Source organism: Catenovulum sp. 2E275, assembly GCF_025515275.1.
Lineage (GTDB): Bacteria > Pseudomonadota > Gammaproteobacteria > Enterobacterales > Alteromonadaceae > Catenovulum.
The window spans coordinates 108,598-124,424 of record NZ_JAOPFU010000001.1 but is presented as its reverse complement, the minus strand read 5'-3'; the positions used below and the strand labels follow the sequence as shown (position 1 = coordinate 124,424).

Annotated in this window: 15 protein-coding genes and 1 pseudogene; 2 read left to right on the top strand and 14 right to left on the bottom strand. The window is 39.2% G+C overall.

The window, feature by feature from the left end; all coding sequences use genetic code 11:
* Nucleotides 1-11: 11 nt before the first annotated feature.
* Together N7931_RS00430 and N7931_RS00425 are read right to left on the bottom strand one after the other, a co-directional pair.
* Nucleotides 12-1,070 (bottom strand): sensor histidine kinase, encoded by a 1,059-nt coding sequence (locus tag N7931_RS00430; protein ID WP_262791269.1) that lies wholly within the window; start codon nt 1,068-1,070, stop codon nt 12-14.
* Between the two features lie 2 nt (nt 1,071-1,072).
* On the bottom strand, nt 1,073-2,500 hold the full coding sequence (locus N7931_RS00425; RefSeq protein WP_262791268.1) for an alpha/beta hydrolase family protein: 1,428 nt from the start codon (nt 2,498-2,500) through the stop codon (nt 1,073-1,075).
* 246 nt (nt 2,501-2,746) lie between these two features.
* Here N7931_RS00425 and N7931_RS00420 point away from each other — a divergent pair, with 246 nt between their 5' ends.
* On the top strand, nt 2,747-3,061 hold the full coding sequence (locus tag N7931_RS00420; protein WP_262791267.1) for a heavy metal-binding domain-containing protein: 315 nt from the start codon (nt 2,747-2,749) through the stop codon (nt 3,059-3,061).
* An 81-nt stretch (nt 3,062-3,142) separates the two neighbouring features.
* Here the strand turns inward: N7931_RS00420 and N7931_RS00415 are convergent.
* The 11 genes and pseudogenes from N7931_RS00415 to N7931_RS00365 all read right to left on the bottom strand — a co-directional run bounded on the left by N7931_RS00415 (nt 3,143) and on the right by N7931_RS00365 (nt 13,935).
* Nucleotides 3,143-4,201, bottom strand: a pseudogene (locus N7931_RS00415) (NAD(P)-dependent alcohol dehydrogenase).
* A 30-nt stretch (nt 4,202-4,231) separates the two neighbouring features.
* Nucleotides 4,232-4,762 carry a cupin domain-containing protein gene (locus N7931_RS00410; RefSeq protein WP_262791266.1) on the bottom strand — a complete coding sequence of 177 codons (531 nt, stop codon included), beginning with the start codon at nt 4,760-4,762 and terminating at the stop codon, nt 4,232-4,234.
* Nucleotides 4,763-4,876: 114 nt separating this feature from the next.
* Entirely contained in the window at nt 4,877-5,815 is a 939-nt protein-coding gene (locus N7931_RS00405; RefSeq protein ID WP_262791265.1) for an AraC family transcriptional regulator, read from the bottom strand.
* A gap of 128 nt (nt 5,816-5,943) precedes the next feature.
* The gene (locus N7931_RS00400) at nt 5,944-6,564 is read right to left on the bottom strand and encodes an NTP transferase domain-containing protein (protein WP_262791264.1); all 621 of its coding nucleotides are present in this window, start codon (nt 6,562-6,564) and stop codon (nt 5,944-5,946) included.
* 37 nt (nt 6,565-6,601) lie between these two features.
* A complete protein-coding gene (locus N7931_RS00395) occupies nt 6,602-7,666 on the bottom strand; it encodes an XdhC family protein (RefSeq protein ID WP_262791263.1) in 1,065 nt (354 codons plus the stop codon).
* A 19-nt stretch (nt 7,667-7,685) separates the two neighbouring features.
* On the bottom strand, nt 7,686-9,881 hold the full coding sequence (locus N7931_RS00390) for a xanthine dehydrogenase family protein molybdopterin-binding subunit (RefSeq protein WP_262791262.1): 2,196 nt from the start codon (nt 9,879-9,881) through the stop codon (nt 7,686-7,688).
* Nucleotides 9,882-9,899: 18 nt separating this feature from the next.
* On the bottom strand, nt 9,900-10,373 hold the full coding sequence (locus N7931_RS00385; RefSeq protein ID WP_262791261.1) for a (2Fe-2S)-binding protein: 474 nt from the start codon (nt 10,371-10,373) through the stop codon (nt 9,900-9,902).
* A gap of 381 nt (nt 10,374-10,754) precedes the next feature.
* Complete coding sequence (locus tag N7931_RS00380) at nt 10,755-11,000, bottom strand: YkgJ family cysteine cluster protein (RefSeq protein ID WP_262791260.1); 246 nt, start codon at nt 10,998-11,000, stop codon at nt 10,755-10,757.
* A 117-nt stretch (nt 11,001-11,117) separates the two neighbouring features.
* A complete protein-coding gene (gene rpoH / locus N7931_RS00375) occupies nt 11,118-11,981 on the bottom strand; it encodes an RNA polymerase sigma factor RpoH (RefSeq protein ID WP_262791259.1) in 864 nt (287 codons plus the stop codon).
* A gap of 383 nt (nt 11,982-12,364) precedes the next feature.
* Nucleotides 12,365-12,721: a ribosome hibernation-promoting factor, HPF/YfiA family gene (gene hpf, locus N7931_RS00370; RefSeq protein ID WP_262791258.1), complete on the bottom strand. Its 357-nt coding sequence runs from the start codon at nt 12,719-12,721 to the stop codon at nt 12,365-12,367.
* A gap of 305 nt (nt 12,722-13,026) precedes the next feature.
* Nucleotides 13,027-13,935, bottom strand: coding sequence for a sugar kinase (locus N7931_RS00365; RefSeq protein WP_262791257.1), 909 nt, complete (start codon nt 13,933-13,935; stop codon nt 13,027-13,029).
* A gap of 172 nt (nt 13,936-14,107) precedes the next feature.
* Here N7931_RS00365 and N7931_RS00360 point away from each other — a divergent pair, with 172 nt between their 5' ends.
* Entirely contained in the window at nt 14,108-14,740 is a 633-nt protein-coding gene (locus tag N7931_RS00360; RefSeq protein ID WP_262791256.1) for an RpiB/LacA/LacB family sugar-phosphate isomerase, read from the top strand.
* Between the two features lie 93 nt (nt 14,741-14,833).
* On the opposite strand, the gene N7931_RS00355 is transcribed toward N7931_RS00360, so the two are convergent.
* A complete protein-coding gene (locus N7931_RS00355) occupies nt 14,834-15,565 on the bottom strand; it encodes an NUDIX hydrolase (RefSeq protein ID WP_262791255.1) in 732 nt (243 codons plus the stop codon).
* Nucleotides 15,566-15,827 lie beyond the last annotated feature (262 nt).

The window sequence follows — 15,827 nt, the reverse complement described above, 5'->3', positions numbered from 1 at the left end:
AAGTCCTTTTGTTACTGTTGGTTTAATGCATGATTCGCAGGCAAATTCACTAGTGCGATAACTTGAGAGCCAGTTTGCGGGTTATCAACTTGTTTAATACTGAAATTGGCTGAATCACCATACAGCATAGCTAACCGCGTACGGATATTTTTTAGCCCAATACCATTTGCGTTTTGTTCGATTAGCGTACCATCGTTAGATACTTGAATGTGGATGGATGAGCCAGTGTATTTTAACGATAAGTGGACGGTGCCACCACCTGCCAGTTTTGCAATACCGTGTTTAACCGCATTTTCCAACAATAGCTGAATAAACATAGTTGGAACTTGCTGCTGTTGATCGATATTCTGATCAATATCTTGATTAAAATGCAATCTTTTTTCCATTTGAATTGAAGCTAGTTGCATAAAAGCATGGGCAACTGCCAGTTCTTTTTCAATGGTTTCAGTGGATGAATCGCGCTCTTGTAAGTTGTAACGTAACATGTCTGCCATGTGGGCTAACATGTCTCGGGCTTTGTTAGGATCTTCTAAAATAAGCGCACGAATATTGTTAATACAGTTAAACATAAAATGCGGGTTTAACTGATTCAACAGAGTGTTTAATTGTGATAGCTGTAAATTTTCTTTTAACGCTTGTTGCTCCATGTGCAAATCGTCTACTTGGCGCTGACGGGTAATAAATAGATACAAGCCAGTCCAAATTAATAAAAACAACCACATTAAAAACAAGTTGTAGTAGAAAATTTCAAGTGGATTTATATCAGCGCGCGAATAAACGGAATGACCAATTAAATATAAAGCCCCCATCATAGCTGCGCAGGCAATTATGCCTGCGAGTAGGCAAGTTATTAGTGCTGCGGGTAGTGCCAGCCAAATCGCCAGCCGACTAAAATATTTTTTGTAGATGGCACGCAAACCATGACTGGTGGCAAAACCAAAACTATACAAAATAAATACTGCCATCAGTAATTCGTATTGCCACAAGCCATTGAGAGCCTTACTAGCGAAATCAAAACCGAGTAAAGTTAACCAGCCAATGAGTTGATATCGCCAGTAATGTTTTTCCATGTCTAAAATCTCTCATTTAACCAGTTGCTAATAGTTGTTAACGCTTTGGCGTTCACGGTTTCGTTAATTTGCGCATACTCGCTCGGGTTCCCTGTTTGGGCTTTTTGTAATAAATGGTTTAGCCCTGCAAGGGGCACTATAGTAACATCGTCATTTTGGCTATTTACCATTATTTTTTGAATGTTATGCAAGTTATCTGTACTGGCAACTTGCATGTCTAATTCACCGTTTATCGCTAATAGCGGCATTTGTAATTTACTCAAAATAGGCTGTGGTTCGTATGCCATTAATGAGCGTCCCCAAGCACTGCTGAGGAGTTGCGCAATGGGTTTTACCAGTTGAGCTTGGATACCCGGTACTTGCATAAAGTGCTTGGTTATCTGCTGTTCACTTGCACCGTCAATTGCCATTTGTGCCGCAGTTTCGTGTAAATTATAAATGAATTGACCGTTTGGCATACCTGCAGCAATACCAATATCACGTTGTTGAGTCGCCCATAATTTTTTGCCAGGTACACCAACGCCAGCGAGCATAATCACAAAAGCTACATCTGGTTGTTGCGCAGCAAAAATAGGGCCAGTTATACCACCTTCACTATGACCAATTAAACCAATTTTTTTGTGGTTAATATCACTGCGGGTTAATAAATATTGATAGGCCGATTTTACGTCAGAGGCAAAACCTTCCATTGTGGTATCGGCAAATTGTCCACCTGATTTTGCCGTACCGCGATCGTCAAACCTTAACACGGCATATCCTTGTCGCGTTAAGTGATCGGCTATTACTTTAAAAGGCTTGTGTTGAAAAATGTTTTCATCGCGATCTTGTGGGCCAGAGCCACTAATTAATATCGCAGCCGTGAAATTACCCTTGCCTTTTGGTTTGGTCAGGGTTGCCGCAAAGCTAAATTCACCACTGATATGTGGGTAGCTAATGTCTTCTTCAATATAAGGATAGGGTGCTTTGGGTTCTTGTGGGCGTGCCAATTTTTCGGCTATCTCGCTCGCTTGTGTGAAAGATTGTCGCTGTAATGTCAGCGGCAGTTGGTTACCTCCTTGTGAAAAGTTACCCACTAGTGAATGGTTGTGCAGTTGGGCTGTGTAAGTCGCTCCGATTGAATTTAACACAATTTCAATTTGTTGCTCTTGTGTATGTATACGGTTCACCGGAATCGCAAACGCACCTTGGTCTGGGCTGTCTAAAGTAGCGGTGAGTTGGTTGTCATCATTATGGATGTGTAAAATTAAAGTAAGCTGAAGTGATGGATTGATTTTTAATTGCCCTTGCCAATCTCCCTGCCATATATCATGGGTTGGCGCTGTGTCGGCCGTCGCTTTATGCACCGAGATAGTACAAATCCAGAATATGAATAAAACCGTCAAAATAGCTGGTTTAGAGTTTCTGCGGCTACAAAATTTTGAATGTTGCATGACTTTCTCCTATTGGATTGTTAGGGTCAATACTAAACTTGAAGTCTCGGTTAAGGAGAAAAATAGGACAAACGGGCTTTTCAGCTGATGAATGGTTTTTAGAATATTAGGTTAAACGTTTTGTTATAAAAAACACATACGAAACTTCAAAGTAGCTACAAAAGGCTTAAAACTATTTCAGTTACAAATTGTTTATTTAGCGCTAATATGGTTTGTATTGTTGGTAAATAAGTACAAGGAAAATAAATGATTTATTCAACTACTGAGAGTATTGCAGGCAGAGAAATAGCTGAAATTGTTGGTGTAGTTACAGGCAATGTAGTGCAATCTAAACATGTCGGCCGCGATATAATGGCGGGATTAAAAAGTTTAATTGGTGGTGAAATTCGAGGTTATACCGAAATGTTAAATGAAGCTCGGGATTTAGCAATGCAAAGGCTGGCCGAAAGCGCCTTAGAAAAAGGGGCGGACGCGGTGGTTGGGGTTAGATTTACCACCAGTGCGATTATGGACGGCTCGTCAGAAATTATGGTATTTGGCACAGCCGTGAAATTACGATAAATAACAAAAAGGCGGCTTAAACTAAGCCACCTTATGTTTTTTGCGCTTTAAACTTATGTTGTTCGTTTTGTTAGAACAATTCTAAAGCGTAGCCATATCTACAACAAAGCGGTATTTAACATCCCCTTTTTCAAGGCGTTCAAATGCTTGGTTGATTTGCTCGGCTTTTATGAGTTCAATGTCTGCTGTTATCTGATGTTCGGCGCAAAACGCCAGCATTTCTTGGGTTTCGGCGATTCCACCAATGTTGGAACCAGAAAAACTGCGTCTGCCCATGACCACGTTAAATGCGCCTATCTCTAGTGGCTCTGGCGGTAAGCCAACTAATACCAAACTACCGTCTACTGTGAGTAAATTAAGATAAGTATTTATATCGTGTTTGGCTGAAACCGTATCAATAATCAGGTTTAAACTACCAGCCTGAGCCTGCATTTGTGCTTAATCAGATGATAATACGGCTTCGTCTGCGCCTAAGCGTTTGGCATCTTCAACTTTAGCTTGTGAGGTGGTAAAAACCACTACATGCGCGCCCATCGCTTTAGCCATTTTTATCGCCACATGGCCTAAACCGCCAATGCCTAAAATACCGACTTTTTTACCCGGTCCAGCCTGCCAATGTTTGAGTGGCGAATAAACGGTAATTCCGGCACATAACAGCGGCGCTGCTGCGGCTAAATCGAGAGAGGTTGGCATTTTTACAACATATTTTTCATCGCAGACATAGGTTTTAGAAAAACCGCCATAAGTCATTCCACCTGTATGTTTATCTGGTGAGTTGAATGAAAACGTAACGCCTTGCTGGCAAAATTGTTCGTTACCATGCTCACAATGCGGGCAAACTTTGCAAGAATCTACAATACAGCCAATTGCAGACAAATCACCTACTTTAAAATTTTTAACATTTGAACCAACGGCAGTGACTCGGCCAACAATTTCATGTCCCGGCACGAGCGGGTAAACACTCATGCCAAAGTCGTTTTTAATTTGGTGTAAATCTGAATGGCAAATGCCGCAATATAAAATGTCCATTTGTATATCTTCAGGATTTAACTCGCGGCGCTGTATATTCAGGGCTGTCATAGGATCTTTTGCTGAAGTCGCACCATACGCTTTTACTGTATTTGTACTTTGGGTTGTCATATTTGGCTCCTGTTAATTTATACAAATTTATTATTGGCTGCTGGTTGGCGTGTGATATTGAGTATTCGTAACGGCTTCCAGCCAGTTAACAGTTTTTCCTTCGACTTGGGTTTGAATTGCATAGTGGGTCATTGCTGTTTTATCAGTTGCGCCGTGCCAGTGTTTTACGCCGGGAGGTGTCCAGATAACGTCACCAGCTTTTATTTGTTTTTTCTCGCCACCCCATTCTTGTACCCAGCCAGTACCAGAGGTCACTACTAAATGTTGTCCACCCGGATGGCTATGCCAGTTTGAGCGTGCGCCCGGTGAAAAAGCAACAACACCAGCGCTATGTTTAGCTGCCTCATTGGGCGTAAACAACATATCAACAAGCACATGGCCGGTAAAAAGTTGGGGTGAGCCTAAAATAGTTGCTCTGTCTGTATTCGGACTAATTTGAATGGATACTTTAGGGTTAGCTGGGGTATCGGCTAACCCTGAGCTAAGTGGGGCAAACATCAACAATGCGCTCCAGCTGAGTTGTTTTATGATTCTGTTTAGGTGATTTTTGACTTCTTTCACCTTTTTCTCCTTAAATTTAGAACGAGTTTAAGTCTCTGAAGTTAATCAGATTCTGAAAGTGGGTGGTGGTGAAAGCTTAGTCACTGAAATGAGCAACTAAGCTTAATAACTGAGCTAAGCTATATGCTTTTGGTTACGAATGCTGGCGACATCTTTGCTGGGCGATACGCCAAAGTAACGTGAATATTCGCGGCTAAATTGTGAAACACTGGTATAACCGACCATAGAGCTGGCTGTATTTACGTCTAACATTTTATTGAGCATGATGTAGCGCGCTTCTTGGAGGCGCAGACTTTTTTGAAATTGCAGCGGGCTCATTGAGGTAACTTGCTTAAAATGTTGGAAAAAAGAAGATGGACTCATATTTGATTTATTAGCCAGATCTTCTACTTTTACTGGATCTGGATAGTTATTTCTGAGCCAGTTAATCGCTTTAGATATTTTATAAATATTTGAATTTTCTGCACCAATTTGTGCAATTTGAGAGCCAATTGGACTTGTTAATAAACGCAGTAAAATTTCTTCAACTATCAATGGGCTGATTAAATCGGCTTTGTCTGGCTGGTGGTGCAGTTTGACCAGTTTAATGGCGCAATCCACCAAATCTTTATCATTATCGCTAATATAAATTGCCTGAGTATTTTTAACTTGCGGCATGCCATTTGGAAATACTTTTAAAGACAGTTCGGATAATTGTTGCGGGTCAATTTCCATTACAAAACATAAATAGGGTTCTAATACACTGGCTCTGATTACGTTAGAGGCAACTGGTGCTTCCGCAGAATAAATCGCAATCTGGCTGGCATCATACTGATAAATACTCTCGCCGAGCATTACACGTTTTGCACCTTGCGCGACAATGCATATTCCTCTTTTACTGGCAACACGGATAGACTCCAGATTCGTTTTGGAAGATTTAACCACATGGCAGTTTGGAATATTCAGTTTGCTCTTACCATCGTGCGGAACCAACTTTTTTAATAATTCAGCCAGCTCATTGAGCGAGGCTTGTAAAGCAGGAGCTATATTTTGATTGGCAGATGTTGTTTGCATATTTATCTTTTCCATTAATAACGGTGCGCTATCTATTAATTGTTTTAAAGTATATTAAATTTGACTGTGCTTGCTTGTTTAATACTCTGCCTTTTTTGCCTGATCCTACGTTTGTATCGTAAATCAGATCATTTCTTGGTTTGAATATGTTGCCAACTGGCAAGATCTGCTTGAGTATCTATATCTGTTGCGGCGTTTGTCAGCATAATTTCAATTAAGGTTAAATTGTTTTGATAAAGCATTTTTTTAGCACCCTGATTGCTATTTAATTCGGTTAATTGGGGAAATAAATTTTGCCCGAAAATAGCCGGAACACCACGTTTATTCTGGTATTTAGCGCAAACAATATCTGGCTGTGGTTGCGTTTGTTTAAACTGATTGATTAGTTGATTGTATTCATCTGCACTAATTGCAACCTGATCGGCTAGGGTAATTAAGATGGCATCATAATGTTGTTTAAGTTCAGTTACCGCAAAGGCAATAGAATTGCCTAAACCTTGTTGCCAGTTTGGATTATGTACAATGTATAAATTATCTTTGTTTTGTTGCTGCTGGCTTGGCTGCCCTAAAGCTTGATAAATCAAGTGATGCCAATAACCGGTGACTAGATAAATAGCATCAACCTGAGTTGATTTTAATTTATGAATGGCGAGATCAAGCAACGTTTGATCATTTATTTTGGCTAACTGTTTGCAGGCATTAAAGCGGCTGGATTGTCCAGCCGCCATAATTAATCCGGCTATTTTCATTGTTTCAGTCCATTTAAAGCGCGAATGTGAATATAGGTTAAATAGCGAGTTTTAAACAATTCACTGCATAATTAGCATCACTTTGTTGTTTTGGGATATGCGCGGATTTTTGGTATAAAACACTGTGGCACTGCGAAAGGGCAGACAAGGCAATGCTTTCCGGTAGTTGGCCGCCAATATTTAACCCAACGGGTGCATTTAGTGAAACTGGTAAATCGGTTAATTTAATTTCAGCCTGTTTTAATACTTTATCTCGCCGGTTGATTGGACCTAATAAACCAATAAATTCAGTTTGGCATTGGCTGAGTGCTTTTAACACCAATGCATCTAAACTGACATTATGACTCATGACGATGACCGCATTGACTGAGTTATTTTGAATATAATCGCTGAGGTTAACCGGCTCAAATTTAAGTAGGTGATCAGCGGTTGCAAAATATTCCGCTCTGGCATTGGCCGGTCGAGGATCCCAAATACTAACCCGCCAGCCTAACTGTTTTGCCATAGTACAAACGGGTCTTGCGTCAATCCCTCCACCTGCAATTAATAAATGCACGGCAGGTAAAATATGGGTTTTAAGCCAAGTTTGATTGTCCTGTTTAATCAATTCAGATACTGAGTTTCTATCGATTTTGCTTTGCTGAACATCTGTTTCTAAAAGCTCGGCCTGATTGATATCCAGTGGATGATTATTTGCCACTAACTGATAATATATGCCGCCTTTATTTTGGGTTAAGTTATGGAGCAGTTTATCCAGCCTTAAATAATTATTTTGTTGGCAAATTGGCTGCAACATTATATGGACAATGCCACCGCAGCCAATGCCTAATTGAAATGCCATATCATCTTCATCACTGCCGTCATAAGTGAGCAATTTTGATTTTTGATTTAGCATGACTTGGCGCGCGTGGCGTGAAATATCGGATTCCAGACAACCACCACTTAACATGCCTAGCTGCTGTCCATCGCCACTAAATAGCATCATAGCGCCTGCTTTGCGATAAGCAGGCCCTTCAGTTTGATAAATTGTGCCTAAAACCCAGTCTGTTGCATCTTTTAACGGATACCAAGTTGCCAGTATAGTATTTAGTGCATTAGACATAATACCCTCACTATTTAAGTTAAACTTTAAGCGGTAACTGGTAATATCTTTTACCTGTTACATTGGCTAAAGCATTGGCAACCGCTGGTGCAATCGGCGGTACACCCGGTTCACCAACACCGGTTGGTGGCTCAGCCGATGGCATAATATGCACTTCAATTTCTGGCATTTGGTTAATTCTAAGTACCTGATAATTATGGAAGTTAGATTCAACTACTTCACCATCTTTAATTGTGATGGCACTCATTAACACTGGCGATAAGCCAAAGCCTATGCCGCCTTCCATTTGAGCACGGATGATATCCGGATTAACCGCAACACCACAATCTACCGCACAAACCACTTTTTCTACTTTAAACTGACCATTATCGCTTACTGAAACATCAACTACTTGAGCAACATAACTGTTAAACGATTCATGTACGGCAATTCCTCGTCCCCAATTTTTAGGTAACTTAGCTCCCCAATGCGCTTTATTGGCTGCCAGTTCTAATACACCTTTAAGGCGAGGATGTTTTGCCAGTAACTGACGTCTTAACTGGTAAGGATCTTTTCCTGCTTTTACCGCAAGTTCATCAATAAAAGTTTCAACTGCATAAGCGGTATGTGTGCTGCCAACCGAACGCCACCACTGAATTGGAATAGCTTGCTTGACTGTGGTCGATTCAATTTTAATATTATCAATGGCATACGGAATATTCGATGCGCCTTCAACCGAGGTAACATCTACGCCGTTTTTAATCATACCGGACTCAAACACAGTACCGCTGGCAATAGACTGGCCTACAATATGCTGCTGCCATACACTGATATTACCGTTTTCATCTAACGCGCCAGTTAATTTATGAGCATAAGCCGGACGGAAATAAGCTGCACGCATATCATCTTCGCGGCTCCACACCAATTTAATTGGTGTACCTTGCATTTGGCGGGCTATTTCAACCGTTTCAACCAGATAATCTGAATGTGGATTCGCTCGACGGCCAAAACTACCGCCTGCAAATAACATATTAATTTTGATTTGCTCTGGCGACATATTCAGCGCTTTGGCAATATTCATTTGGTCAACGGTTTGAAATTGCTCACCGTTCCAGATTTCGCAGCTATTTTTATTAACGACTGCGACACAGTTCATTGGCTCCATCGCCGCATGTGCTAAATAAGGAAATTCGTAAGTTGCTTCTAAAACTGTTTTAGCTTGAGTTAATGCTGTGGTTAAGTTGCCTTCTTCTCGGGCGATTAAACCGGGTTTTGCTGCTATCTCCTTATATTCAGCGATAATTTGAGTTGAACTTTTGGTAAATGCTTTGCTGTGATCCCAAACAACTTTTAATTTGTCTCGGGCATTTTGGGCGCTCCAATAATCGGTTGCAATCACTGCAACTCCCGTTGGAATTTGCACAATTTTAATTACACCTTCGCTGGACTTAGCCTGAGTATCGTCAATTGAGGTAATTGTGCTGCCAAATTTAGGTGGATGCAGCACCATAGCGGTTAGCATTCCGTCGAGTTTTATATCTTGGGTAAAAATTGCAGTACCATCTGTTTTACCCGTATCTTTACGCGATAAATTTTGTTTACCGATTAGCTTAAATTCTGCCGGTTTTTTAAGTTTAATCTGATCTTCGTCCGGCATAGGTAAACTGGCAGCTAAAGCGGCTAGCTCGCCAAACTGAGCTTGTTTGTTTGAATTTTTAGCTGAAACCATTCCCTCATTTACACTAATTTCAGTTTCTGGTACTTGCCATAATTGAGCGGCCGCACTCACTAACATGGCTTTAGCGGTTGCACCGGCCATACGCATTTGCTGATAAGAGTTGGCAATTGCAGTACTACCGCCAGTGCCTTGCATTGGACCCCAAAATAAGTTGTTGTAACGTTTACCGTCTGTTGCTGCGGCTTCTGATCGAATTTGTGACCAACTTGCGTCTAATTCTTCGGCGACTAATGTAGCAAGACCGGTAAATGTACCTTGCCCCATTTCAATGTGTTTAATAAACACACTGACCGTATTATCTGGATTTATTCTCACAAACGCGTTAGCTTCAAATGCCGGATTATCTGAGCTGTTAAGATTATTGGTGTCAGCAAATGATAACGGAGTATGTAGCGCAATGGTTAAACCTGCGCCTAAGCCACCAATCACTTTTAAAAACTGGCGGCGGCTTTGTGATTGCAAGGTAGTTTCAATGGTTTGCTTAATGAGTCTTTGCATGGTGATTCTCCTTATCCGCTATTTGGCGTCGGCGATTTGTTTAGCTGCGGTTTTGATTGCACTGCGAATTCGCACATAGGTACTACACCGGCAAATATTGCCACTCATTGCGGCATCAATTTCTTCATCTGTTGGGTTTTGTTTGTTTTCAAGCAAAGCTACTGCCGACATAATCTGGCCAGACTGGCAATAACCACATTGTGGTACTTGTAAATCTTCCCATGCTTTTTGCACAATAATCGCTTTATTATTGTTCTGGCTAACACCTTCTATCGTGGTAATTTTTTTACCGTCTGCAACTTGCAGTGGAGTTGAGCAAGAGCGAATTGGTTGACCGTCTAAATGCACAGTACAAGCACCGCACATGGCCATACCACAACCAAATTTGGTTCCGGTTAAGTTTAATTGGTCTCTAATAACCCAAAGTATTGGGGTAGAAGGGGATGCATCAATCGTTTGTTTTTTTCCGTTTAGTTCAATTGTAACCGGCATTTGAGTTCTCCTGTGGCGTTGGCGGTCATTATCCGAGTAATGAACTTGAGCAAGTTATTAACCTCAATTCGGGATAACAAATTGCTTTCTAGTGGTTATTTTTCCTGATAACTGCGTTGAATTTGCTAGTAATAGCCAGCTATTACGTACGTTCTAATAAAAAATCCCTTACTAGAAAACGAACTTAAACTGAAATCCAATAAATTTAAGACTCTAGCTAACTTCTTACCCCGAATTGAGGTTTATTAGAGGATAGATGCTTTTTGTTTTTAAGTGTTATCTAAATAGTCTGAAATGTTTGCCTAATCGTCCAAATTTTTATGAACTATGGCTGTGTAGAAGTTGAATTGGAAAGGGCGTTATTAAGGTTAAAGGTTAAGATTAGCTATTTTCTAAATCAGATAAAATCTGAATCGCTTGCTCAGATGTATCACCACAAAAGGCGTGTTCGGCTTTAAACTCACCACAAACTTTAGGGCGTTCAGGTTTACCAAAAATTTTGCACAAATTATTGTGATCTAGCTGAATACAGCGAACACCGGCAGGTTTGCCGTTTGGCATCCCCGGAATAGCTGAACTGATAGACGGGGCAATACAACAAGCTCCGCAACTTAAACGACACTGCATAAAAATTTAATTTTGAAACTGATTATTTTGAATAGTAAAGGCGGGTAGTCTAGCGCTTAAAATAAAAATAGCCAGACAAGCTGGCTATTTTTTAACTTAATTTTAGAATACGAAAGGTTATAATTCACCCATCGAATTTTTTAATTTTTTCATTGCATTGGCTTCAAGCTGGCGTACACGCTCTGCTGATACCTGATATTTTGCGGCCAGTTCTTGTAAGGTAATTTTATTACCATCGTCTAACCAGCGCGCTCGAATAATATCCTGACTGCGTTCATCTAAAGTTGAGATTGCACTTAATAAACGAGTATTGGCATGGCTTTCCCACTGATTAGATTCAACTACTTCAGCAACATCTGAATTGTTATCTTCTAAATATTGGGCTGGGGCAAAAGCGCTGTCATCATCGTCACCAGCGGTTAGATCAAATGCTTGATCCTGATTGCTCATCCGCGATTCCATTTCAAGCACTTCGCTACGGCTCACACCTAATGTGTTTGCTACATTATCTACTTCTTCGTTGTTGAACCAACCTAAACGTTTTTTAGACTTACGTAAATTAAAGAACAATTTACGCTGTGCTTTGGTGGTTGCAACTTTAACAATACGCCAGTTTTTAAGTACGTATTCGTGAATTTCTGCTTTAATCCAGTGAACCGCAAAAGAAACAAGGCGAACACCAACAGAAGGGTCAAAACGACGAACGGCTTTCATTAATCCAATATTACCTTCTTGAATTAAATCTGCCTGAGGCAGGCCGTAACCTGAATAACTTTTTGCAATATGTACAACAAAACGTAAATGCGACATGATAAGTTGTTGTGCCGCGTCTAAATCACCATCGTTAAATAATCGCTCAGCCAGTGATTTTTCTTCTTCAGCAGTTAATACTGAAATGCTATTCACTGATTGGATGTACGCATCTAAACTACCGATTTGCGGTGATAGAACTAAAGCTGTAGATGCAGACATATTGGCCATGTTAAGCTCCGTATTTGTTAAACAATGAATCGTTTTTTTGTTAGCAGTCTTAATGTAAGAGTGCTAACCCTTGATTAGCACTCTCCAATATTGAGTGCTAAATGTCAATTAAGTTCAGTAAAAAAATGGCACTTTTTAATGAAATTTTTATGAATAGTGTGACTTTTATACCCCTTTGATGGTTTTTGAATCAGATCGTTTAAAATGCATTCAATGAGTTTGTCCGGCGGGATAAAAGCTGGATAGACATTAGATAGGAGCTGGGATGCCAGTTGCTTAAAAATAAGTTGAAATAGGCGAGGGTGTTTTTATTTTCACAGTAAAAAACAGCCAATAAAAAAGCCAGCAAGCTGGCTTTTTTAGGTTAACTTTACTCGATTAGTTTAAGTTAAATTCATTTCTTGCACTTTTTCGTGCGCTATTTCTGGCGTGGTGACTTCTGGTTTTTTATGTAAATCGCCTTTTAATTGCCCTTTTCTGTGTTTAAGCGCAGCATCTAATTTTTTTACAGAGTTGCTGATTGCCGGATACATAACTTTATCTGACCCCGAAGCTGCAAGACTTGCCCCTTCATATTTTGTAACTGATTCTACGGTAAATTCGCCGTGCTGTTTGGTAATAATGACATCGGCTGATATTAGAGAAGGAAAGTGACTGGCAAGTTTGGCAAATTTTTCTTCAACATGCTCTCGTACACTATCAGTGATTTCTACGTGGTGACCTGAAAGTTTAATTTTCATGGTAAATCCTTATCAAATATCGTTTTATAGTTAGTGCAATCTCAGTTTTAAAATCTGAGTTAACGACAGCCATTTTATGTGTCGCTTAATATAATAGTTGGGCAAATTTTTTAAAACACAAGGTGATTTTGAATTATTTTTTGTAATGGTATAAAAAATAATCAAAAGTGGATTGGAATGATAAAGAAGAGGCAATTAATTGTGAGCTGTTTGGCAAAAAATTGTCCCCTAAATTTAAGTTAAAGTGCGTTACTTAACTTAAATTTAGGATGGGATGAGCTGATTGATTATTTCAAAACTTTCAATTAGTGAGTGATAGCCCCCACGTGACGAACAACGCTACTTGCAACATCTGCACCCGCTTCAACAGCAGATAAAATATCATCGCCTGCAATACGCGCCGCAATGTAAGTACCAGCAAAAGAGTCGCCTGCTGCGGTTGTATCAATACAAGGTGAGTTTTTATCTACACTAAAACAGAATTTTTCATCTTGAGTAAAGGCGTAAATACCATCTTGTGCATTCTTGACAATAATTTCTTTACAGCCTAATGCTTGTAAAAATTCAGCTACTTCATCGTGAGTTTGGTGCTTAAATAAGGCTTTGTGATCTGTCATTCCCGGTAATGCAATATCCGTTAGCTGATACGCTTTGGTTAACCAATTAATGGCTTCTTCATCCGATTTCCAAAGTTTTGCACGGTAATTTGGATCAAATACAATTTTGGAGCCTTTATTTTTCATTGATTCAATTAAATCTAATAGCTCTTGTCGGGCGCTGTCCGATAAAATACCTAAGCTGATGCCAGTAAAATACACATAATCAAAATGCGGCAAGTTGGCTAAAATGTTTTGAGCTTTTAGTAACGACATTAACTGGCTCGCTGCCGATTCTTTGCGCCAGTATGAAACACAGCGTTTACCCTGATCATCACGGCTAATTGCATAAATACCTAGCTGTGCATCTGGCGTTTGCGCGACATATTGAGTATTTAAACCTTCACCTTTCCACTGGGCAAGCATTTCATTACTTAGATTATCTGTACCTATTGCTGAGATATAATAGACAGAAAGTCGTGATTGCCATCGTTTAGCATAAACTGCTGTGTTATAGGTATCACCTGCAAATGAACGCTTAAAATTTAATGTGTCGGTTGCATTTAACTCTAACATGCACTCGCCAATAGAAACTAAAGATGCCACTACTTTCTCCATTTTTTCGATACCCAACAGCGGGCGGCCAAAAATCAGGCTGCATATTAACGTTAGTTAATGAAAATTACCAGTTGTTAAACTTATATTGAAAATAAATGCTACCGGTGGCAGTTTATTTTGTTTTTAAGTAGAATTAACCTCTGCATAAAAATCAAACTTTTGAGGATTAGATATGAAAATTGCACTAATGAATGAATTTAGCCAAGCTGCTAAAAATCCAATTATTTTAGAGCAGTTAGAAACGGTTGCCGGTGAGCAAGGTCACAGCGTTTTTAATGTTGGTATGGATGGCGATAATGATCACCGATTAACCTATATTCATTTAGGTATTATTGCGAGCTTATTATTAAACTCAGGCGCAGTTGATTTTGTGGTATCTGGTTGTGGTACTGGGCAAGGTGCATTAATGTCGTTAAATGCATACCCTGGTGTTACTTGTGGTTACTGTATTGACCCGTCTGATGCTTATTTATTTGCTCAAATTAATAACGGTAATGCGTTAGCACTTCCTTTCGCCAAAGGTTTTGGCTGGGGTGCTGAGCTTAATATTAAATATATTTTTGAAAAAGCATTTACGGGTGTTAAAGGTCAGGGTTATCCGCCGGAGCGTAAAGCATCACAAGTTGAAAATGCAGGTATTTTATCAACCGTAAAAGCTGCGGTTGCTAAAGATTATTTAGAAGCAATGAAGTCACTTGATCCTGAGCTTATTAAGCAAGCAGTGGGTGGCGCGCGTTTTCAGGCATGTTTTTTTGAGAACTGCAAAGACGAAAAAATTGCTGAGTTTGTAAAATCTTTTATCTAATTTGAAAGTGAGTTAGTTGTAAAAGTTTAAGCATTATAAAACCGCTTATTTTTAATTAAATAAGCGGTTTTTGTTTTCACGAATTAATTTGCTTTAATACTCAAAATTAAAGCCAAAATCTTTTAGCTTCTCATAAACATTAATATCAAAGCGGTATAAAGTCGCAGCTCTATGCGCCACATCTTTTTGTTTTTCTTTGCAGTTAATTAATAAGTTCATTTTTTGAATTTTTCGGCGGAAGTTTGGTTTATCCAACTTAACATCTAAAATTGCTTCGTAAATTTCCTGTAATTGCAGCAGGGTAAATTTTTCCGGTAATAAGCTAAACCCGATTGGCTCATGGCGAACTTTATATTTTAAATGTGCCAACGATGATTCAATAATCTCTTTATGGTCAAAAATTAATTCAGGTAAAGATTTAACATCAAACCAATCAACTTCATGAGTATTATCGCCATGTTCAATGCTCACTTCTTCCATTCTAACCAAGGCATAATAAGCAACAGTCACAATACGTCTTAGCGGGTAACGTTTAACTTTACCAAAAGCGGCTAATTGATCTAAATGAAAGTTTTTAACGCCTGTTGCTTGAGTTACAACACGGTAAGCTGCTGATTCTAGGTCTTCATCTAGTTTAACCCAATGGCCGATCAACCCCCATTTATTAGCCGCAATACCTTGTTTGTATTTAGCTAATAATACTTTGAGTTTGCCATTATCCATTGCGTAAATCAGATTATCTACCGAGATATTTCGCATTACATCTTCTGGTAAATGTTCTTCTTTATCCATTTCTGGAGCTAATAAGTCGTTTGGTTTAATCATTGCGCTGCTTAATTTTGGTAGTTTGTACTTAATTATTAAATGACTATGTTAAGTGAAAATATCGGTCTAATCAACAAAAGTAATATGTTATTAACAACTTTAGAACAACAGATTAGATTTATATAGGATATTTTTGCTTAATTATCTTTAATAAACTATGTGTTTTAGAATACATTAATAATCGTATTATTTTAATAAACTTCTGTATTTTTTAACTATTTTTATATGAATAGCAACTAATTTCCTAGGTGTTATTGTCATT